Raw genomic sequence first — 21119 nt, 5'->3', positions numbered from 1 at the left:
ACACTTACGAAGAGGTCGGGAACGATTCAGCACCCTGTTCCAGCGAAGATTTTCGTCGAACAGAGACTTTTCCACAGACCCTATAACTAACATTAAATATATATATTTCCCTCTGGAGATATTGATGGAATTCGTGGTCAACCGAGAAACCTTGTGGCCCATCGTCGGAAAGGTAATCGGCGTCGTCGAACGACGGCAAACATTGCCGATCCTTGGAAATCTTCTGGTCAAGGCTCAGGGGCAACAGGTTCGTTTCACCGGCTCGGATCTCGAGGTCGAGGTCAGCGCCGAATGTGCCGCGGATGTCTCCGAGGAAGGCGAAACGACCGTTCCGGCCAGGAAGCTGGCCGATATCTGCCGGAGTCTCGAAGAGGGGGCGGACATCCGCTTCCAGACGAAGAACGACCGATGCGTGCTCACCGCCCGCCGAGGCCGATTCGCGCTCGGTGTACTGCCGGCGACGGATTACCCGACGATGGAGATCGAGCAGGGTGGACGAGGCATCTCGCTGCCAGAGAACGTCCTCAAACGCCTGCTGGAGAAAACGGCCTTCGCCATGGCGCAGCAGGATGTCCGCTATTACCTCAACGGCCTGCTGATCGAATTCCAGGGAGAGGACATGATCGCCGTGGCTACGGACGGCCATCGGCTGGCGCGATACAAGATTCGTCCGGGCGGAGACTTCGGAGAGGGCAGGCAGGTCATCGTCCCGAGCAAGACCGTGCTAGAGCTCAAGCGGCTTCTCAGCAACTCGGAAGAAATGGTGGAGTTGTTGGTCGGCGCCAAGAGCGTTCGCATCGCCGTCGGTCATACCACCATGGTCTCCAAATTGGTCGACGGCCGCTATCCGGACTATGAACGTGTGATCCCGCGCAGCCTCGAGAAGACGGCGACGCTCGACAAGGACGAGCTCAAGGGAGCCTTGTCGAGAACGGCGATTCTGTCGAACGAGAAGTATCGAGGTGTTCGACTCGCATTCGGAGATGGCGTGCTGAGGCTATTGGCGCACAACCCGGAGCAGGAAGAGGCGGAAGAGGAGATCGAATCCGACTATTCCGGAGAGGCCATTTCGATCGGCTTCAATGTCGCCTACCTCATGGACGTTCTGAATGCCATCGATGCGGAGAAGGTTCAGGTTCAGTTTCAGGATGCCGACAGCAGTTCGATCTGGCGTGGTCGGGACTCGGACGACGAGACCTATGTCGTCATGCCCATGCGGCTTTGATATCCGGATCGGCTGATCGCGATCCGTCCGCGACATTGGTCCCATGAGGACCTATCGGCTCGTCTCGCTCGACATCGATGGCCTGAGAAACATCGAACGAGCCCGCTTGGACACGGATGTCTCCGCTGTCTGGCTCTTCGGTGCCAATGGCGCCGGCAAGTCCTCCGTGCTGGAGGCCCTCTATCTGCTTGCCCGGGGAAGAACCTACAGGGGCAGAAAATTTGGCCCCCTGGTGAATCGCGATCAGTCCAGGACCCGCATCAAGGGATCCTTCGCGTCCGAGCCGGACGCACCCTTCGAGGTTCGCTTCGTCCAGGATTCGAAGGGGGCGCAGAGAGAGATCCGGCCTCCCGGTGTGCTGGATCACGACCCCGATGTTCCCCTGATTCCTACCAAGCTGGTCACCGACAATCCTCAGTCTCTGATCGAAGGCGACCCGCAGCTGAGGCGTCTCTTCCTGGATTGGAATACCTCGCTCTGGAACGATCGATTCAAGGGGCAGAGATATACCTTTCAACGGCTCTTGCTCCAACGCAATGCCGCACTCAAGGCCAAGTGGAAGGATACGGCTCAATGGGATTCTCTATTCGTCGAGGCTGCGCAATCGATCGATGAATCGAGAAGGGCCTTTCTCGAAGGACTGAGGATGCCATTCCTGTGTTTGAAGGCGGACTTCCCGTTCCTGGACGATCTCGATCTGGAGTACGATCCAGGATGGCCGCATGGTCTTGCTTTGACCGAGGCGATGGACGCGTGCCGGGACCAGGAGAGGTCCAGGGGCTTCACGCTGAGAGGTCCACATCGAGCCGACTTCTATCTTTCAAGGGATGGGGAGCGAGCCTCCCTGTCGCGAGGCCAGATGAAGGTGGTGGTCAGCCTGCTTCAGCTGGCATGCGAACAACTGCATCGAAGCGCCGGGGCGCCCCGATCTATTTGGCTGCTGGACGATCTCCAGGCCGAACTCGATCGGAATCATGTGCGGAAGCTCTGGTCCCTGTTCGTCGAAACCGGTTCCCAGATATTCGTCACCGGGGTCTCTCGCCCCTCCGATCCGCTGGATGCGGGACCTTCCGCGGCCATGTTCCACGTGGAACATGGTGTCCTCAACCGTGAAGTCTGATGGTCACCCGAACCGCCTTCGCGAATCGTGCGGGAACACCGAAGGGCCGGCTTCCCGTATAATCGCAAGGTGTTATCTCTCCCTCCGAATCTGTCTCGGCCATCCCTCGGCCGGAGCACATATCCCGGGAATGCCTTCGCTGGGAGAGCCTGGCAGCCGCTGGGTCTCTCTGCGCACGACAGGGCCTTCCTCATTTTTTATCGCCACCAGTCAAAAAAGGTCCAATGACGTACGACTCCACCAACATCAAGGTACTTCGCGGATTGGACGCTGTCCGCAAACGCCCAGGGATGTATATCGGTGACACCGACGACGGAACTGGCCTCCATCACATGGTCTTCGAGATCGTCGACAACTCGATCGACGAGGCCCTTGCCGGATACTGTTCGAATGTCAGCGTAACCCTGCACGACGATGGCTCGGTGTCGGTCTCCGACAACGGCCGAGGCATTCCTGTCGACCTTCACTCGGAAGAGAATCGCTCGGCCGCCGAGGTCATCATGACCGTCCTGCATGCGGGCGGAAAGTTCGACGACAATTCCTACAAGGTGTCTGGCGGTCTGCACGGAGTCGGCGTTTCGGTCGTCAATGCATTGTCGGAGCGGCTGTTGCTCAGGATCTATCGAGGCGGCCATATCCATCAGCAGGAGTATCAGCTCGGGGTCCCCAAATATCCCCTGGAGATCATCGGCGATACCTCATTGACCGGAACCGAGGTCCGCTTCTACCCATCCGCCGAAATCTTCTCGAATCTCGATTTCCATTACGACATCCTCGCCCGTCGACTGCGCGAATTGTCCTTCCTCAACTCGGGGGTTCGGATCTCTCTGACCGAGGAATCCAGCGGGCGCTCGGACACCTTCGAATACCACGGCGGCATCAAGGCCTTCGTGGAACATCTCAACAAGAACAAGGATCCGATCCATCCGACGGTCTTCTATTTCAGTGCCGAGCATCAGTCGATCAATGTCGAACTGGCCATCCAGTGGAACTCCAGCTACCAGGAGACGATCTTCTGCTACACCAACACCATCCCGCAAAAGGATGGTGGAACCCATCTGTCCGGCCTCCGCACCGCACTGACCCGAACGCTGAATACCTACATCGAGCGGGAGGCGCTGGACCGCAATCAGAAGGTTCGGCCCGTCGGCGACGACGCGCGCGAGGGACTGACGGCCGTCCTCTCGGTCAAGGTTCCAGATCCCAAATTCTCCTCTCAGACCAAGGATAAGCTGGTGTCCTCCGAGGTGAAGGGGGCGGTCGAATCCCTGGTGGTCGAGCAGCTCAACACCTTCCTGGAGGAGCAGCCGGGCGAGGCCAAGGTGATCGCCAACAAGATGCTGGAGGCCGCCCGCGCCCGCGAGGCCGCGCGCAAGGCTAGAGAGATGACCCGGCGCAAAGGCGTGCTCGACATTGCGGGTCTACCGGGAAAACTGGCCGACTGTCAGGAGAAGGACCCCGCCAAATCCGAACTCTATCTGGTCGAGGGCGACTCGGCAGGGGGCTCGGCCAAGCAGGGTAGGGACCGGACCTTCCAGGCGATCCTCCCCCTGAAGGGAAAGATCCTGAACGTCGAAAAGGCCCGGTTCGACAAGATGCTCTCATCGGCCGAGGTTGGCACCCTGATCACGGCACTCGGGTGCGGGATCGGTCGCGAGGAATACAATCCGGACAATCTGCGCTATCACCGCATCATCATCATGACCGATGCCGACGTGGATGGCGCGCACATCCGAACCCTGCTCCTGACCTTCTTCTATCGGCAAATGCCCGAACTGGTCGAACGCGGCCACATCTATATCGCCCAGCCGCCGCTCTTCAAGATCAAGAAGGGCAAGTACGAGGAATATCTCCTGGACGAGGGCGAACTGAACCGCGCGATGCTCCAGGCCGCGCTCGACGACGCGGACCTCTTCGTCACCGAGGACGCGCCACCTCTGTCGAAAACCGCCCTGGAATCCCTGGCGCGGGAATATCAGCTCTTCATGGGCATCGTTCGTCGATTGGCGAATCGCTATGACGCGAGCTTCCTCACGGCACTGTCGAAGGTTCCTCTGCTCGAGGAGGCGATCCGCTCGGATGCCCAGGGATTGGCCGAATGGTGCCATCAGGTCGAGCAGCATCTGAACGACGATGGTCAGACCACATACCATTACAGGCTGCGTGCCTCGGAAGCCACCGAGGATTCCGTCAGCGGACTCGAAGTGATTCGTTTGGTCCATGGGATACCCGAAACCCGGATCGTGCCTTTCGAGTTCTTCCAGACCGCCGATTATGCCAAGCTGCGTGAATTCGGGCTCAAGACCGAAGGACTGCTGCACTCCGGGGCCTATATCAAGCGCGGCGAGCGTCAGTGTGCGATCCAGGACTTGGGGGCGGGGATCCGCTGGCTGCTGTCGGAGGCTCAGCGGGCATACGGCATCCAGAGATACAAGGGGCTTGGCGAGATGAATCCCGACCAGCTGTGGGAGACCACCATGAACCCCGAGCTGCGCCGGTTGCTTCGAGTCACGATCGAGGATGCGGTCGCCGCCGATCAGATCTTCACCACACTCATGGGCGATCAGGTCGAGCCACGACGGATATTCATCGAGAGGAATGCATTGAACGTCGAAAATCTCGACGTTTGAGGGAAGGTCCTTTCATCGCCCCTTGTCGGGGCGAGAGCCCTGCGGGATCCAGGAACGCTTGGATCCTGCAGGACTCGAGATAGAATAAAGGCGTCTGCTTCAGCCTTCAACGCGCCGAAATCTCGGCGACCGTCACTGTCTTGCGGCTGCCACCTGTCCGAAGCGATCGGGGAGGGCAGCGACCTGGGATTCGATCCATTCCTCGACCTCGGCGTTGATCTCGGTCGCCTTGCGGCCTTGGGTCGGAATGACCGGCCCGACCACGACATCGATGGTGCCCGGATATTTCAGAAAGCTTCTCCGCCCCCAGAACTCTCCGGCATTGTGAGCGACCGGAATCACATCCCTCTTGCACCGCTCGGCAAGCAGAGCTCCACCGATCTCATAGCGCTGACGGGTTCCGGGGGCGACCCGGGTCCCTTCCGGAAACACCATGACCCAGCGCCCTTCGTCCAGAACCTGCTGGCCCTCGCGAATCAGCTTGATCATGCCCTTGCGACCCTCCGAACGTCGGATGGCGATCGACTTGAATCGCTTCAACGCCCCGCCGAAGAGGGGGATCCGGATGAGTTCTTCCTTGAGCACCCATGACTGATTCAGCGGCAAAATCGCGCGGAGCGCGATCGTCTCCCAAGCGGATTGATGCTTCGAAAGGACGATCGCGGGCTCCCGGGGCAGATGGTCGAGACCGCTAACCCGGTAGTCCAGACCACAGAGCTTGCGCAGCGCCCAGAGATTGGAATATCCCCAGGCGCGTCCGAGCCGATCGGTGGGCGGGTGACGGAGCAGCGCATCCAGAATCAGAATCGCGCTCGAATAATAGATCGTGGATCCGATCAGATAGACCTGAAACAGCAGCGAGCGAACAAGGATCATAGTCAACCTTCGTTGTGCATGAGGGCATCGGCAGCGGACGCGAGGTCCCGATAGACCGGCAGGTCGGACAGCGAGCGAGAATCCTCCAACGCCCGGAGTTTGGCGAGCGTCCGTTCACCCTTTCCCGTGCGAACCAGAATGGGGTAGGCGCCGGTCGCTCGCGCGGCCTCCAGGTCGGAGATCGAATCGCCGACGAACGGGATCCCTGAAAGATCGACGCTCAGTCGGTCGCCGATCTCCTCCAAGAGGGCGGTTCCAGGCTTGCGGCATCGACATCCATCCGCGGGGCCATGGGGACAGAAGGCGATCATCTCGATGCGTCCCCCTTGAGCGGACACCAGATCCCGCATGCGCTGATGCATGCCGTTCAGGTCCGACCAGGAGAAATATCCCCTGGCCAGCCCGGACTGGTTGGTGGCCACCGCAATCCGCAATCCGGCCCTGGAGAGTCTCGCGATCGCCTCGATGCTCCCTGGAATGGGCGTCCATTCGGTCCTGGATCGGATGTAGCGGTCGGAGTCCTGATTGATAACGCCATCCCGATCCAGGATGATCGCCCGGCCGGTCAGATCGGGACCCTGCATCACTGCAGCCGCGAGATATCGGCAACCTTCAGAAAGAGTTCCGCGACGGAGGCCAGAAGATGGATCCGGTTGTTGCGTACCGCCTCGTCATCCGCCATCACCATGACCTCGGTGAAGAAGCGGTCGATGTCATCCTTGATATCGGCGAGACATTCCAGTGTTTCGACATAGTTCCGCTGCTCGACCAGAGGCAAGACCTTGGCCGCGAGCTGGGAGACGGTTTCAGCCAAGGCGATTTCGGCAGGATCCGTCAACAGATCCGCGACCACCTCTCCGCTATCCGCCACTCCGGGATCCGCCTTGGCCAGGATATTGCGGATGCGCTTGTTCGCCGCCGCCAGCTCGGATGCCGAGGCCAGGGTCAGGAATCTGGAGACGGCGGCGATGCGCCGGTCGATGTCGAATGCATTGGTCACCCCGACATGGACCACGGATTCCACGACGTCGGCCGGAATGTCCCGATCGCCATAGTAGCCGCGCAGTCGATCCAGCATGTAGGCGAGTACCGTCTCCACCGTGTCGTCGGCGAGGATACCCGGCTCGAAACCCTCGGCCGCGGTCTTCAACAGGTCCTCGAGATCCAGGTCGACCGGCGTTTCGATCAGGATGCGGAGGACCGCGATCGAGGCGCGCCTCAGGGCGTAGGGGTCCTTGGTCCCGGTCGGGCGCAGACCGATCCCGAAGATGCCCACCAGGGTGTCGATACGATCGGCGATGGCCAGCGCACGGCCGCAAGGGCTGGACGGCAGCATGTCTCCGGCGAATCGCGGCAGATATTGCTCCTGCATCGCCTGGCAGACACAGGGATCCTCGTTCGAATGGGTCGCATAGTATCGCCCCATGATTCCCTGCAGACCGGGGAACTCGTAGACCATGGAGCTCACCAGATCGCATTTGGCGAGTCCGGCCGACCGTTCGACCAGATCCGGATCGGCCTCGACACTGGCGGCGAGGTGCCGTCCCAGCCGGGCGACCCGCGCGCTCTTGTCCGCGATGGTTCCGAGCTTGTCCTGGAAGACGACCGTCTCCAGACGCTTCGCGAACGACTCGAGCGGCTGCTTGATGTCCTGGGACCAGAAGAATGCGGCATCGGCGAATCTCGGCCGGATCACCCGCTCGTTGCCGGCCCGGACCTGGTCCGGATCCTTGCTCTCGAGATTGGTGATGACGATGAAGGCCGACTGAAGCCGTCCCTCGGCATCCTCGAGCGGGAAATACTTCTGGTTGCTCTGCATGGTCTCGATCAGGACCTCCGGAGGGATCTCCAGATATTCGGAATCGAAATGACAGAGCAGCGGCTGTGGCCACTCGACCAGTCCCGTGACCTCGTCCAGGAGCGCCGGATCGATACGGGCCGTCAGACCTTGCTCGGATGCCAGGGCACGGATCTTGTCCTCGATCGAGGCGCGGCGCCTGTCGAAGGATGCCTCCACGTGGCCTCGGTCCTCGAGTAGGCGTTCGTAATCGGCGGCCTTCCCGACCGCGATCGTCTCGGGATGATGGAAGCGATGGCCGCGCGTCTGGGGAGCCGCCTGCAGACCGAGCACCGAACCCTTGACGGGATCGGATCCCATCACCAGGCAGACCCAATGAACGGGCCGAACGAATTCCTCGCTGCGGTCGCCCCAACGCATGCGTTTCGGGATGGGCAGGCTGGCGAGCGCCTTCTCGGCGATCGCCGGCACCAGAGAGGCGGTTTCCTGGCCGGGCGTGACGCTCTTGAAGATCAGCCACTCGCCCTTGTCGGTCGCCTCGCGATCCAGATCCCCGATCTCCACGCCGCACGAGCGGGCGAAACCGAGCGCGGCCTTGGTCGGCGCTCCGGAATCATCGAAGGCGGCACGCACGGCGGGACCGCGACGAACCGTTTCCTGATCCGACTGCTTGGTCTGGAGTTCGCGCACCAGAACCGCCAGACGTCTGGGGGTCGCGAAGCGCTCGACGGAACCGTATGAGATCCCATAGCCCTCGAACTGGGATTCCACCTCGTCCGCGAATGCCTTCGACAGGGCGGGTAGCGCGATCGGCGGGAGTTCCTCGGTTCCGATCTCGATCAGGAGGTCAGCGAAAGTATCCAAAGTCATCTCCCTTACACCGATTCGGTTTGGCACGGCTTCAACATGGGAAAGCCGAGGGCCTCCCGTTTTTCGTAATAGGCCTGGGCGACCGCGCGAGACAGGGCCCTGACCCGCAGGATGAACCTCTGGCGTTCGGTCACCGAGATGGCGCCCCTGGCATCCAGAAGGTTGAAGGTATGGGATGCCTTCAGGACCTGCTCATAGGCGGGCAGAGGCAGTCCCTTGTCGATGAGCGTGGAGCTCATGCGCTCGCAGACGTCGAACTGCTCGAAGAGTGCGTTGACGTCGGCATGCTCGAAGTTGTAGGTGGACTGCTCGACCTCGTTATGGTGGAAGACGTCTCCGTAGGTGACCGTGCCTTCGGGCGTTCGGCTCCAGGCCAGGTCGTAGACGCTTTCGACGTTCTGCAGATACATGGCGATGCGTTCGAGGCCATAGGTGATCTCGCCCGTCACGGGACGGCAATCGAGTCCGCCGACCTGCTGGAAATAGGTGAACTGGGTCACCTCCATGCCGTTGAGCCAGACCTCCCAGCCCAGGCCCCAGGCGCCGAGGGTCGGGGATTCCCAGTTGTCCTCGACGAAGCGGATGTCGTGCACGGCCGGATCCAGCCCCAGGCGACGCAGCGAATTCAGATAGAGATCTTGGATGTCGATGGGCGACGGCTTGAGCACGACCTGGAATTGGTAGTAGTGCTGCAGGCGGTTGGGGTTGTCGCCGTAGCGTCCGTCCGTCGGTCGGCGCGAGGGCTGGACATAGGCGCTCCGCCAGGGCTCGGGGCCGATCGAGCGCAGGAAGGTCGAGGGGTGAAAGGTACCGGCACCGACCTCCATGTCCAGCGGCTGAACGATGACGCAGCCGAGTTCGGCCCAGTATCGTTCGAGTGCGAAGATGAGACCTTGAAAGGTCCCCAGGTCCTCGGATTCAAGATTCAAAGGGGGCTCCTTCATCCAGATGATGGGGGAAAATAGCGCAGTATATTCGGATACCGCCCAAGCTGTGCCGAGCAGGCGGAAAGCCGGAAATCGGAGAGCTTGCCGGGGAGTTCGACGCCAGATGGCAATGGACGTCATAGCATAACGCCTGAGGTCGAAAGAGGTACGTCTTCGGCGGGCGGCGGCCCCGATCGAATCAGGCCGCGTCTTGCGCATACGGGCGACTCCATCTCCGAGCATGGCCTATACTGCAGCGCCATTCGGCAACATCCGAACACATTCATTTCATCTTGCGAACCGTGTCCACCGAATCCACACCCCAGATCGACCGCAATCAGGCCGTGACCCGGACAGCCGTCGTTGGCGGCATCGTCAATCTGTTGCTGTCGGCCATCAAGATCGTCGCCGGTCTGCTCGGCCACTCCCAGGCATTGATCGCCGACGGTATTCATTCGCTGTCGGATCTGCTGTCGGATCTGCTGGTCCTGATCGCGGGACATCATGCGAGCCAGGAGCCCGACCGCGACCATCCCTACGGGCATGCACGCTACGAAACGGTCGCGACCCTGGTGCTCGGATTCCTCTTGTTCGCGGTGGCCGTCGGGATCGGCTGGGATGCCGCCAAGCGTCTATTCGAGCCGGAGGATCTCCTGCGGCCAGAGATGTCTGCACTGATCGTGACCCTGGTCTCCATCGGCGCGAAGGAATGGCTCTACTGGTGGACGCTGGGCTACGCCAAACGCGTCAGGTCCGAGCTTCTCAGGGCCAATGCCTGGCATCATCGTTCGGATGCCATTTCCTCGATCGTGGTCTTCATCGGCGTGGCGGGAACCATGGCCGGCCTTCCCTATCTCGATGCCATCGCTGCGATCATCGTGGCGGTCATGATCGCCAAGATCGCCTGGGAACTCGGATGGGAGGCGACCAGCGAACTGGTCGATACCGGATTGGAGGCATCCCGTCTGAAAGAGGTCACGGACACCATCTGCTCGGTCGGCGGCGTTCGGTCCATCCATATGCTGAGGACGCGACGCTCGGGCGGACAGGCGTCTGCAGACGTCCATGTCCTGGTGGATCCCTATGTCAGCGTTTCCGAAGGTCACATGATCAGCGTTCTGGTCGAGCAGCGACTCAAGCGTCAGATCGCCGAGATCACGGACGTCACGGTCCACATCGATCCAGAGGATGACGAAGTCGTGCCTGTCGGTCCGCCTCTGCCCCTGCGTGCCGAGGCACTGGCACGCCTGGCCTCGTCCTGGTCGGCGATTCCCGCTGCATGCGAGCGCGAGCGCCTGGTGTTCCATTATCTGGGGGGCAGAATCGATATCGACGTCTATTTCCCCCTCGCCGCCTGCTTCCGGAGTGGCCAGGATCCCGAATGGCTGCGAGAGGAACTGCAAAAGGCGTTGGTCGATGAGCCTGCATTCGGCAGGGTCAGGATCTATTTTGGCTGAACGAAGCGCACTATTTTGGTGCTAAACTTGGGCGTCTTGATCGTTTTGGTGCATAAAGATCTTTGGCGGCCATCGCAGCGGGCCTCGAGCCTCTGTGTGCCGTTCCCTTTTCAGCCAGCCTCGAGCCGAGGCTATCCATAATAAATCAGTCGATTAGATCTATTTTGGACCGATCGATCCACGAGATTGCCACCAGGAGCCATGAGGATCACATGGCGCAACTCTTTGGCGTATTCATTGCATACGGGCTGCGAGTCGATTGAGTGTGCCGACCGCCCCAATTTCTTCCGCCCAGCAGGTGGCACGGCAGTCGCTGCTCGCGGCATCCGAGGATTCACTAGCGGGTCGTGCAACTCAAGTGACGACCTGTTACGCTCCGGCGCCGGATGCGATGCCTGCTGAGCCTGTTCCTCGACTTGGCATCCAGAATCGCCTCTGCCGGACCAGTTCTTGAGAAACAGCATCGGAGACAGTCAAATGACAGATGTCATTAAGATGATCAAAGACAACGAAGTGAAGTTCGTCGACCTTCGCTTCACGGATACCCGTGGCAAGGAGCAGCACGTCTCCCTGCCTTCCAGCGTCGTCGACGAGGACATGTTCAAGGACGGCAAGATGTTCGACGGCTCCTCCATCTCCGGCTGGAAGGGAATCGAGGCATCCGACATGGTGCTCATGCCCGAGGCCGACACCGCGGTCATGGACCCCTTCTCCGATGAGAGCACCCTGATCATCCGCTGCGACATCCTCGAGCCCGACACCATGGTCGGCTACGAGCGCGATCCGCGTTCCGTCGCAAAGCGCGCAGAGGCCTACCTCAAGTCGACCGGCATCGCCGACACCGCCTATTTCGGTCCCGAGCCGGAATTCTTCGTCCTCGACGACGTTCGCTGGGGCGCCGACATGTCGGGCGCCTTCTACAAGGTGGACTCCGAGGAGGCCGGCTGGAACTCCGAGCGCGTCTTCCCCGACGGCAACATGGGTCATCGTCCCGGCGTCAAGGGCGGCTACTTCCCGGTTCCTCCGGTCGATTCGCTCAACGATCTGCGCGCGGCCATGTGCCTCACCCTCGAGGAGATGGGCGTCGAGGTCGAGGTTCACCACCATGAGGTGGCGACCGCGGGTCAGTGCGAGATCGGCACCAAGTTCGAGACCCTGGTGAAGCGCGCCGACAACAACCAGATTCTCAAGTACGTCATCCACAACGTCGCGCATGCCTACGGCAAGACCGCGACCTTCATGCCCAAGCCGCTGGTCGGCGACAACGGCAACGGCATGCACGTGCACCAGTCGCTCAGCAAGGACGGCCAGAACCTCTTCGCGGGCGACAAGTATGCCGGTCTGTCCGACAATGCCCTCTACTACATCGGCGGTATCATCAAGCACGCCCGTGCCCTGAATGCCCTGACCAACGCCTCGACCAACTCCTACAAGCGTCTGGTTCCCGGCTTCGAGGCCCCGGTCATGCTGGCCTACTCGGCCCGCAACCGCTCGGCGTCGATCCGTATCCCGCACTGCGCCAGCCCCAAGGGCCGCCGCATCGAGGTGCGTTTCCCCGACTCCATGGGCAACCCCTACCTGTCGTTCTCCGCGATGATGCTGGCCGGTCTCGACGGCATCATGAACAAGATCCATCCTGGCGATGCCATGGACAAGGACCTCTACGACCTGCCGGCCGAAGAGGCCAAGGCCATCCCGACCGTGTGCTCCTCGCTCGAAATGGCGCTGGAAGCACTGGACAAGGATCGCGAGTTCCTGACCGCCGGTGGCGTCTTCTCCGACGACCTGATCGACAGCTACATCGCACTGAAGATGGCCGAGGTGACCCGTCTGCGCATGACCACGCACCCCGTCGAGTTCGACCTCTACTACAGCCTCTGATCGGATCCATGGTCATTCGCTAGCAATGACCGGACGCATGGACGCGTCCAATAGGTTCTTCTTCGTCCCGTAAGCGACGTATCTCTTCTGGGTCGATCCGGTCCTCGCGTCCGATGACGCGGCAAGGGCCAGTCTTTCTTCGTGTGCCGGCTTCGCACACCCGTCCGCTATGTTATCCACGTCCCTTGCTTGCTGCGCTCGCACCCGGTTCCGGTCCGTTCAAGACCCTCCAGGGATGGTGTGATTTTTGCATTTCTAGAGCAGGATACCGATCCCTGGACACGATCGAATCATCTCATCGCAGCGAGTCGCCATCGCTTCTCGATGCCGTCCGAGATCGGCGGTGACAGAGCCCCTATGCGGATTATGCTTCATGACGATTCAGCCAACGGTCAAACCGGCCATTGAGAGGATGATACTGGATCACCTCAATACGGCAGTGATGCTGTTCGGCAAGGATTTACGCCTCCGCTACATCAATCCCGCGGCAGAGATCCTGTTCGAGGTCAGTTCGCGCCACCTCATCGGTCAACATGCCAGCCTTCTGCTGCCTTGCCCTGAAGACTATGCCGGAGAGCGTCTGGCCGCCGCTCTGAGTTCACACCATCCATTCACCGAACGTGAGATCAACATCAGTGTCGCGGACGGGCGCACCAAAACGGTGAACTGTACCGTCCTGCCAATGCACCATTTCGATGCGGACGAGGAATTGCTCGTCGAGCTCTATCAGGTGGACCGCCAGCTTCGCATCACCCGGGAAGAGCAGCTCCTCACCCAACATCAGGCGGCACAGACCCTGATCAAGGGGCTGGCCCACGAGATCAAGAATCCGCTGGGCGGACTGCGCGGGGCCGCGCAGCTGCTCGAGCAGGAGCTTCCCGATCCGGCCTTGCGCGAATACACCCGGATCATCATCGAGGAAGCGGATCGCCTGCAGGCGTTGATGAACCGGATGATCGGTCCGAATCTGATGCCCCGCCGCGAACTGCTCAACGTCCACGACGTCATCGAGCATGTCAGGGGGCTTCTGCTGGCCGAGTTTCCGCGCGGACCGGTCATCCTGCGCGACTATGATCCCAGCATCCCGGATTTCATGGCCGATCAGGACCGGCTGATCCAGGCATTCCTCAATCTCTCGAGAAACGCCGCGGCCGCGGCCGGTCTCGATGGCTACGTGGAGTTCCGGACCCGGGTGTTGCGTCAGTTCACCATCGGCAACCGGCGTCATCGGCTCGTCCTCCTCGCCCAGGTTCGCGACAATGGTCCGGGCATCCCAGAGGAAATTCGGGATCAGATCTTCTTTCCAATGGTCTCTGGACGACAGGGAGGCAATGGTCTCGGTCTATCCATCGCTCAGGAGCTCATCAATCAGCATGGCGGACTCATCGAATGCGAAAGCCTCCCCGGGGAGACGACCTTCTGTGTCTACTTGCCGCTGGAGTGCGATTATGAATAAGGACCCCAAGGTTTGGGTCATCGATGACGATCGCTCGATTCGCTGGGTGCTGGATCGGGCGCTGCGCAAGGCCGAGATGAACGTCACCTGTTTCTCGAACGGTGTGGGCGTCATGGAGGCCATGCAGCAGGAGCAGCCGGACGTCATCCTCACCGACATCCGCATGCCGGGCGTCGACGGACTGGATCTGCTGCGTCAGGTCTCCGATCGCTATCCGGCGGTGCCCGTCATCATCATGACCGCCCATTCGGACCTGGACAGCGCCGTATCGGCCTTTCACGGCGGGGCGTTCGAATATCTTCCGAAACCGTTCGATCTCGACGAAGCGGTCTCCCAGGTCCTGCGCGCCTGTCGCCGCGGACGCGACGATCGCACCGACGAAGTGGCGGTCGCCAAGGGACCCGACATCATCGGCGAGGCACCGGCGATGCAGGACGTTTTTCGCGCGATCGGACGCCTGGCGCGCTCCAACATCACGGTCCTGATCAACGGCGAATCGGGAACGGGCAAGGAACTGGTCGCCCATGCGCTGCACCGTCACAGCCCGCGCAGCGACTGTCCCTTCATCGCCCTGAACATGGCCGCCATTCCGCGCGACCTCCTGGAGTCGGAGCTCTTCGGTCATGAGCGCGGCTCCTTCACCGGCGCCCAGGCCCGCCGCGAGGGACGTTTCGAGCAGGCCGACGGCGGGACCCTCTTCCTCGACGAGATCGGCGACATGCCCGCCGAGCTCCAGACCCGTCTGCTCAGGGTCCTGGCGGACGGCGAGTTCTACCGTGTCGGCGGCATCGCCCCCATCAAGGTCGACGTGCGCATCATCGCGGCCACGCACCAGAACCTCGAGGACCTGGTTCGCCAGGGACGTTTTCGCGAGGACCTGTTCCATCGCCTGAACGTGATCCGCATCCATCTTCCCGCCCTGCGCGATCGGCGGGAGGACATTCCGCTCCTGATGCGTCATTTCCTGGCCCAGGCCGCGCAGGAACTGAGCTGCGAGTCCAAGGTGCTGCTGCCAGATGCCATCGATCACCTCAAACGGCTCGACTGGCCGGGAAACGTCAGACAGCTGGAGAATACGGCCCGCTGGGTGACGGTCATGGCATCCAGCAAGCATATCCATGCCGAGGATCTGCCGCCCGAGCTCAATGCCTCCTTCGCCAATCAGACGACGGACGAGTCCTGGGAGAGCGTGTTTCGACGCTGGGCCAGACACAGCCTCGAGCAGGGGCGAGAAAACATACTCGACACGGCACTACCGGCCTTCGAGCAGGTCCTGATCCAGACCGCGCTCGAACATACCGGCGGAAGACGCCAGGAAGCGGCCCGATTGCTTGGATGGGGACGTAATACACTGACGCGCAAGATCAAGGAGCTCGGACTGGATACGGATGGAGATCCGAGCGAACTCATGTCGAACGAGAGCTGATATCGGCTCGATACAAGAATCTGGAGGGTACTTTTGGACAGCATCAGCATCGAGCTGAAGGGATCGGAGATCGCGTCCATCGATTGCCGGCAGGACGGGCTCACCATCGAATTCTCGCGCGCCTATCTGATCAAGACGATGACCGGATCGAAGGAACGCACGCGCTGGTGGCAGGCCGGCAGCCTGCTCATCGATGGGGCGGAGACCGGCGGGGACATTCCCTCCGGACCTCTGGTCTGTGCGGGAGGGGACATCGAGGAGAATATCTATACCTACCGGGACATGATTCCAATCCCCTTGGAGAGCCGAGGACGGATCCGCTGCGAGCTGTCATTCGGCGATGGGGAGAGCCTCGTGGTGACGGGCACCGGGATTCGCCTGATCATGCACGAGACGCCCAAATATATCGAACATCTGCGAGCCGAGGCGTTCTGAACGAAAAGCCCGCGTCCAGACGCGGGCTTTCGTTGGATCGAGAGGTCGACCCTTGCGAGCCGGCCGCGAATCAGAAGCGGGAAGAACCTACGATCTCGTGAGCCAGATCCACGACGCGTTTGGCCATCTCCTGATATTCCTCGCGATAATTCGCCAGCAGTCCATCCGAGGAGGCCCAGTAGTCCTTTCCGGAGACACCGTTCTGGTGCTCGTGCTCGATGAACTGTTTCTGCATGTCCAGCATCTTGTTGATCAGTTCTTGCTTTTCTTGTTTCAGGGCGGCGATGTCGCTCATGGATGTGTCCCCCATCTGCGTGAGCAGAAGATGCAAGGCGTTTCGGGTAAATACTGATCTTTTAATATATCATGACACTCGGAAAAACAGTCAATATCGGACTGTGTCTTGCCTCATGCCCGCCTGATTCGGATCCATGTTCGACGTCATTCTTTACCAGCCCGAAATCCCCCCCAACACCGGAAACATCATGCGCTTGAGCGCCAACCTGGGGACCAGGCTGCATCTGATACGGCCCCTCGGCTTTTCTCTCGACGATCGGCTTCTACGTAGAGCCGGTCTGGACTATCGCGAATGGGCGGATGTCAGACAGCACGAATCGCTGGAGGAGTGTCTGGAGGGGCTTGGACCACACAGGCTCTTCGCCGCGACGACACGCGGACAGGCGGCCTATACGGAGCCGGACTATCTCCCTGGAGACGCCTTTCTGTTCGGACCCGAGACCCGGGGGCTGCCCGGGGATGTCTTGGAGGGCGTTGTCGCCGAGCGTCGGCTCCACGTCCCGATGCGCCCGGACAACCGGAGCCTGAATCTCTCGAATGCGGTGGCCGTGATCCTGTTCGAGGCATGGCGACAGCAGGGTTTCGCCGGGGCGGCGCGCCGCCCCGGGGTCGGTCGTCAGTAACCGCGCCGGGGCGGACGGGTCTCAACCGAATTCAGGTTTGGGATCCCGCTCCAGGAGCGCCTTGGTCGCCTGCTCGGGTGAAATCCCTTCGTAGAGAACTCGGTAAACCTGCTCGCTGATCGGCATCTCGATGTCCAGCCGGGTCGACAATCGATGGACGGCCAATGCGGTGACCACGCCCTCGACCTCCTGGCCGATCTCGCCCATCGCCTCACGGACGCCCTTGCCGCTGGCGAGGGCGAGGCCCATGCGCCGGTTGCGCGACTGGTTGTCGGTGCAGGTGAGAACCAGATCGCCGATCCCGGCGAGTCCCATGAAGGTCTCGGTGCGTCCGCCCAGTGCCATTCCGACCCGGATCAGCTCGGCGAGCCCCCGGGTGATGATGGCGGCCCGAGTATTGGCCCCGAAGCCCAGTCCGTCGGCGATTCCGGTGGCGATGGCCAGGACGTTCTTGGCGGCACCGCAGACCTCGACGCCCACCATGTCCGAGCTGGTATAGGCGCGAAAACGATCGCCGTGGAGCAGCCGCGCGATGCGTTCGGCGAAGCTCCCGGTGGCGGAGGCCACGGTGATGGCGGTCGGCAGACCGCTCGCGACCTCCAGGGCGAAACTGGGTCCGGATGCGACCGCGAGCGGCCGGTCGCCGAGACACTCCTGGGCGATCGTATGCAGCAGCTGGCCGGAGGTCGAATCCAGACCCTTGGTCGCCCAAGCGATCCCCATGCCGCTCGGTAGCCGCTCATGGAGTGCCGATACGACCGATCGGAATGCATGGCTCGGAACCACGACGAGACAATCGGTCGCATCGGCCAGTGCCTCGTCGAGCGAGTCGGTCGGAATCAGCGTCGGGGGCAAACGAAAACCGGGCAGAAACTGTCTGTTCTCCCCGTCGCGTTTCAGCGCCTCGATCTGAGCGGCCTCATGTCCCCAGAGCCGCACCTGATGACCGTTGCGACACAGCTGGATGGCCAAGGCGGTTCCCCAGGATCCCGGCCCCAGCAATGCGACCCTTGCCTTCGGCGATTCGCTCATCGGCCCGGATTCGCTCAATGATGGCTCGGCTGGGCACCGCCGGATTCATCTTGCTCCATGGCCTGCTTCTGGTGCTGGGCGTAAAGCATGTCGAAATTCACATGCTGGAGCACGAGCTGCGGATAACTGCCCTTGACCACCAGATCCGAGACCACCTCCCGCGCATAGGGAAAGAGGAGATTCGGGCAATAGGCACCGAAGAGCGGACCCAGTTCCTCCTCGGAGAAGCCGTTGGCGGTGAAGATGCCCGCCTGCTGGACCTCTACGACGAAGGCGACCTTGTCGTCCACCTTGGCGCTGACATTCACGGACAGCACGACCTCGTAGACGTTCTCGTTCAGCGGGTTGACCTTGGTGTTGAGGTTCAGCTCGTGCTTGGGCTTCCACTCGCCGCGAAAGATCTCGGGTGCGTTGGGCGACTCGAAGGAAACGTCCTTGATGTAGACGCGCTGAACGGAGAACTGACGCTCGGAGGATTGCTGCTGGTTATCTGCCATGTCCTGGTATCCTGATTTCGATCACGTGGGTGTGAAGATGGGCTCGAGGTGAATGCGGTGTCCGGATCGGCTCGGATTCAGCGCTTCTTCTTGCTCAAGGGCAGACTCGCGGTTTCCCAGGCCATGATCCCGCCCTGCAGGTTGTAGACCTCCTCGAATCCAGCCTTGCGCAGCTGGCCGCAGGCGACGGAGGATTGGGCACCGGACCGACAGTTGACGACGATGGGACGTCCCTTGTATTTCGTCAGCGTCGCCATCTGATTCTTGAATCCGTTCATCGGGATATTGATGGCGTCGATGATGTGTCCCTTGGCGAAGTCGGCCGCCGGGCGGACGTCGATGACGACGGCCTCGCGGTGATTCATCAGCTCGGTGGCCTGCAGCGGGCCGACGGTGCCCTTGCTGCCGACGATCAGATTGTGGATCAGCAATCCGAGGATCACGATCAACGCCAGGAACAAAAACCAGTGATTCCCGATGAATTCGAGGAGTTGCTGCATTAGCGCCATGATGATGCTGTCTCGATGATAGGTGATTGGCCCGCATGGAGGGAATGCGCGTCGGTGCGCGCTGCAAGGCCCGGCCGGGTCAAAGGCGCAGAAGTATAAGGATCGCGCGGACGGACGTCACCCCGCTGGGCGGGAATGGCCTCTAACGCGTGTGTTGGCAGAAGACCTCTCGCATCATCCCGATCAGACGCAGCGTGCGGCCGTCGCTGACCCGGTAGTAGACCCGGTTGGCGTCCTTGCGCGATGCCAGGATGCCCTTGTCGCGAAGGATGGCCAGATGCTGCGAGATGTTGCTCTGAGAGGTGCCGACGTGATCGACGATCTCCTGGACGCTGATCTCCTGATCGCCCAATGTGCAGAGGATCTTCAGCCGCAGCGGATGGGACATCGCCTTGAGCGACCGCGAGGCGCGTTCGATGTCGGCGTCATCCGCAAACAGATCCATTTCCTCGCGGTCTGTTTCCGAAAGGCTCAGGATCGGGCGGGGGGGATGGCTGAGGTTGTTGCCCATTGCATCGCATCTGATCGACTTATCACCATACAATAATAAACTTTTTCCGCTCGCCTGCGAAGCGTCGGCGTCGGTAGACAGACATGCATCCGGATCCATTCCTCCGGTCCAGCGGATGCAACCAATCCCGGACCCCATCGCGATGAGCAAGACTCGAGAGCAAGTCGACAGGATCTGCAAACGGCCCAGATTCGGCGTTTGGGCGCTCGTTATCGGTGGCATCGCGACCTCGCTTCTCATCGTCTCGACGCTCGGATACGCGGCGATTCCCGAGGATGCGGATGGCGGATTGGACGCACGCAAGCGGGACTTGATCGAGATCGAGCGAAGGGTCGAATCGATCGGCGAGGATCTCATCGGACAGCGCGAGGACAGACGCGCACTCATCCTGGAACTGGAGGCTCGCGAGCGCAACGTCGCCGAGCTGGCCCTCGCCAACCGGGAGCTGCAGCGTTTGGTGGCGGAGCATACCCGCATCGCGACCGAGCTGAGGGCACGTCAGGCCGAGGAGCGGCGCTCGCTCGAGAAGCAACTCGGGCTGCTGTCCGAACTCATCCGCACGGCCTATGTCATGGGGCGCGCCGATCGACTGCGTCTGCTGCTCAATCAGGAGGATCCGAGCCAAGCCAGCCGGGTGATGTCCTATTTCGCCTATTTCAACCGCGAGCGCATGAAGCGCATCCAGGCCGTTCAGGAGTCGACCGAGCGTCTGGCCAGACTGGCCCGCGACGCCGAGGAGGAAGCGGCGCGTCTCGCCCAACTCGCCAAGAGCCAGGAGGCGACCAGGCTGCGGCTCGAGGTAGCCAGGACCAAGCGAACAGAGGTCCTGAAGCAATTGGAGGCGACCATCGCCAATCGCGAGGATACGCTGGAGAATCTCCAGAAGGACGCCGAGTCGCTTCGACTGCTGATCGAGCATCTGCGCCAGCGCGCCCAGATTCGGGCCGAACTCGATATCCATCGAGAGAGCTTCGCGGCGCGCAAGGGCAGGCTCTCATGGCCGCTGCTCGAAGCACGGGTGATCGCCGCCTTCGGGAGTCGAAAGGAGGATTCGGATGTCAATTGGGACGGTGTCCTCCTGGCGGCCCGGGAAGGAGAGGAGGTTCGGGCCGTCAACGGTGGACGCGTCGTTTATGCGGATTGGCTGCGCGGTTTCGGACTGCTGCTGGTGATCGACCACGGAAACGGCTTCATGTCGCTCTACGGCCACAACGAGGCCCTGCTGCGGGAGGTTGGCGAATGGGTTTCCACCGGCGACGTCATTTCGCTGAGCGGAAAGAGCGGCGGACGCAACAGGCCGGTGCTCTATTTCGCCATTCGCCATAACGGCCGGCCTCAGGATCCGACCGATTGGTGTTCGGGACCTGGGGCCAGAGGCTGATTCCAGCCCTGCCACCGCATCCGGTCGGCCCGACCCAGGTCCGACGACCGCCTACTGTCGAGCCAATCGAAAACATGCGATCCTTTCACGCGATATCCTCGGCCTGGAGTCCGAATCCCCATTCGGGATGCCGTCAGGGCCGAGCGAGCGTATCGCCTCGGATACGCCG

At 61.3% G+C, this 21119-nt stretch carries 19 protein-coding genes; 10 read left to right on the top strand and 9 right to left on the bottom strand.

All coding sequences use genetic code 11. From position 1 onward, the window contains the following. Positions 1-124: 124 nt before the first annotated feature. From dnaN to gyrB, 3 genes are all read left to right on the top strand, one after another. Positions 125-1225, top strand: a complete 1101-nt coding sequence (dnaN, locus tag D779_RS00845; RefSeq protein WP_043747989.1) for a DNA polymerase III subunit beta — start codon at positions 125-127, stop codon at positions 1223-1225. Between the two features lie 43 nt (positions 1226-1268). Continuing rightward, positions 1269-2345 carry a DNA replication/repair protein RecF gene (recF, locus tag D779_RS00840; protein ID WP_043747987.1) on the top strand — a complete coding sequence of 359 codons (1077 nt, stop codon included), beginning with the start codon at positions 1269-1271 and terminating at the stop codon, positions 2343-2345. Between the two features lie 224 nt (positions 2346-2569). Further along, a complete protein-coding gene (gene gyrB, locus D779_RS00835; protein ID WP_043747985.1) occupies positions 2570-4975 on the top strand; it encodes a DNA topoisomerase (ATP-hydrolyzing) subunit B in 2406 nt (801 codons plus the stop codon). 132 nt (positions 4976-5107) lie between these two features. On the opposite strand, the gene D779_RS00830 is transcribed toward gyrB, so the two are convergent. From D779_RS00830 to glyQ, 4 genes are read right to left on the bottom strand one after another with little or no spacing between them, the layout of a single operon-like run. Continuing rightward, complete coding sequence (locus D779_RS00830; RefSeq protein WP_043747982.1) at positions 5108-5851, bottom strand: lysophospholipid acyltransferase family protein; 744 nt, start codon at positions 5849-5851, stop codon at positions 5108-5110. A 2-nt stretch (positions 5852-5853) separates the two neighbouring features. Next, on the bottom strand, positions 5854-6435 hold the full coding sequence (gmhB, locus tag D779_RS00825) for a D-glycero-beta-D-manno-heptose 1,7-bisphosphate 7-phosphatase (RefSeq protein WP_081763253.1): 582 nt from the start codon (positions 6433-6435) through the stop codon (positions 5854-5856). Further along, complete coding sequence (gene glyS, locus D779_RS00820) at positions 6435-8519, bottom strand: glycine--tRNA ligase subunit beta (RefSeq protein ID WP_043747979.1); 2085 nt, start codon at positions 8517-8519, stop codon at positions 6435-6437. The genes gmhB and glyS overlap by 1 nt, the downstream gene beginning before the upstream one ends. Positions 8520-8524: 5 nt before the next feature. After that, entirely contained in the window at positions 8525-9448 is a 924-nt protein-coding gene (gene glyQ, locus D779_RS00815) for a glycine--tRNA ligase subunit alpha (RefSeq protein WP_094300746.1), read from the bottom strand. A gap of 299 nt (positions 9449-9747) precedes the next feature. Between glyQ and D779_RS00810 the strand changes: the two genes are divergently transcribed. The 5 genes from D779_RS00810 to D779_RS00785 all read left to right on the top strand — a co-directional run bounded on the left by D779_RS00810 (position 9748) and on the right by D779_RS00785 (position 16100). Beyond that, positions 9748-10902 carry a cation diffusion facilitator family transporter gene (locus D779_RS00810; protein WP_043747974.1) on the top strand — a complete coding sequence of 385 codons (1155 nt, stop codon included), beginning with the start codon at positions 9748-9750 and terminating at the stop codon, positions 10900-10902. A 477-nt stretch (positions 10903-11379) separates the two neighbouring features. Beyond that, entirely contained in the window at positions 11380-12783 is a 1404-nt protein-coding gene (glnA, locus tag D779_RS00800; RefSeq protein ID WP_043747970.1) for a glutamate--ammonia ligase, read from the top strand. A gap of 373 nt (positions 12784-13156) precedes the next feature. Then, the gene (glnL, locus tag D779_RS00795; protein ID WP_043747968.1) at positions 13157-14239 is read left to right on the top strand and encodes a nitrogen regulation protein NR(II); all 1083 of its coding nucleotides are present in this window, start codon (positions 13157-13159) and stop codon (positions 14237-14239) included. Next, the gene (ntrC, locus tag D779_RS00790; RefSeq protein WP_043747966.1) at positions 14232-15665 is read left to right on the top strand and encodes a nitrogen regulation protein NR(I); all 1434 of its coding nucleotides are present in this window, start codon (positions 14232-14234) and stop codon (positions 15663-15665) included. The genes glnL and ntrC overlap by 8 nt, the downstream gene beginning before the upstream one ends. A gap of 33 nt (positions 15666-15698) precedes the next feature. After that, positions 15699-16100, top strand: coding sequence for a hypothetical protein (locus D779_RS00785; protein WP_081763252.1), 402 nt, complete (start codon positions 15699-15701; stop codon positions 16098-16100). Positions 16101-16170: 70 nt separating this feature from the next. Here the strand turns inward: D779_RS00785 and D779_RS00780 are convergent, their stop codons facing one another. After that, a complete protein-coding gene (locus D779_RS00780) occupies positions 16171-16395 on the bottom strand; it encodes a hypothetical protein (RefSeq protein ID WP_043748125.1) in 225 nt (74 codons plus the stop codon). 136 nt (positions 16396-16531) lie between these two features. On the opposite strand from D779_RS00780, the gene D779_RS00775 reads away from it, so the two are divergent. Beyond that, entirely contained in the window at positions 16532-17020 is a 489-nt protein-coding gene (locus D779_RS00775) for a tRNA (cytidine(34)-2'-O)-methyltransferase (RefSeq protein ID WP_043747962.1), read from the top strand. Positions 17021-17041: 21 nt separating this feature from the next. Here the strand turns inward: D779_RS00775 and D779_RS00770 are convergent, their stop codons facing one another. The 4 genes from D779_RS00770 to D779_RS00755 form a co-directional block, all read right to left on the bottom strand. Beyond that, a complete protein-coding gene (locus D779_RS00770) occupies positions 17042-18052 on the bottom strand; it encodes an NAD(P)H-dependent glycerol-3-phosphate dehydrogenase (protein ID WP_043747961.1) in 1011 nt (336 codons plus the stop codon). 14 nt (positions 18053-18066) lie between these two features. Continuing rightward, positions 18067-18549, bottom strand: coding sequence for a protein-export chaperone SecB (secB, locus tag D779_RS00765; protein ID WP_043747957.1), 483 nt, complete (start codon positions 18547-18549; stop codon positions 18067-18069). Between the two features lie 77 nt (positions 18550-18626). Then, positions 18627-19058, bottom strand: coding sequence for a rhodanese-like domain-containing protein (locus D779_RS00760; protein ID WP_198295642.1), 432 nt, complete (start codon positions 19056-19058; stop codon positions 18627-18629). A 142-nt stretch (positions 19059-19200) separates the two neighbouring features. Continuing rightward, positions 19201-19569, bottom strand: a complete 369-nt coding sequence (locus D779_RS00755) for an ArsR/SmtB family transcription factor (RefSeq protein ID WP_081763251.1) — start codon at positions 19567-19569, stop codon at positions 19201-19203. Positions 19570-19711: 142 nt separating this feature from the next. On the opposite strand from D779_RS00755, the gene D779_RS00750 reads away from it, so the two are divergent. After that, a complete protein-coding gene (locus D779_RS00750) occupies positions 19712-20950 on the top strand; it encodes a murein hydrolase activator EnvC family protein (RefSeq protein WP_081763259.1) in 1239 nt (412 codons plus the stop codon). Positions 20951-21119: the final 169 nt, after the last annotated feature.

The organism is Imhoffiella purpurea (assembly GCF_000585215.1).
GTDB lineage: Bacteria > Pseudomonadota > Gammaproteobacteria > Chromatiales > Chromatiaceae > Imhoffiella > Imhoffiella purpurea.
This window is presented reverse-complemented; position numbering and strand designations above follow the sequence as displayed.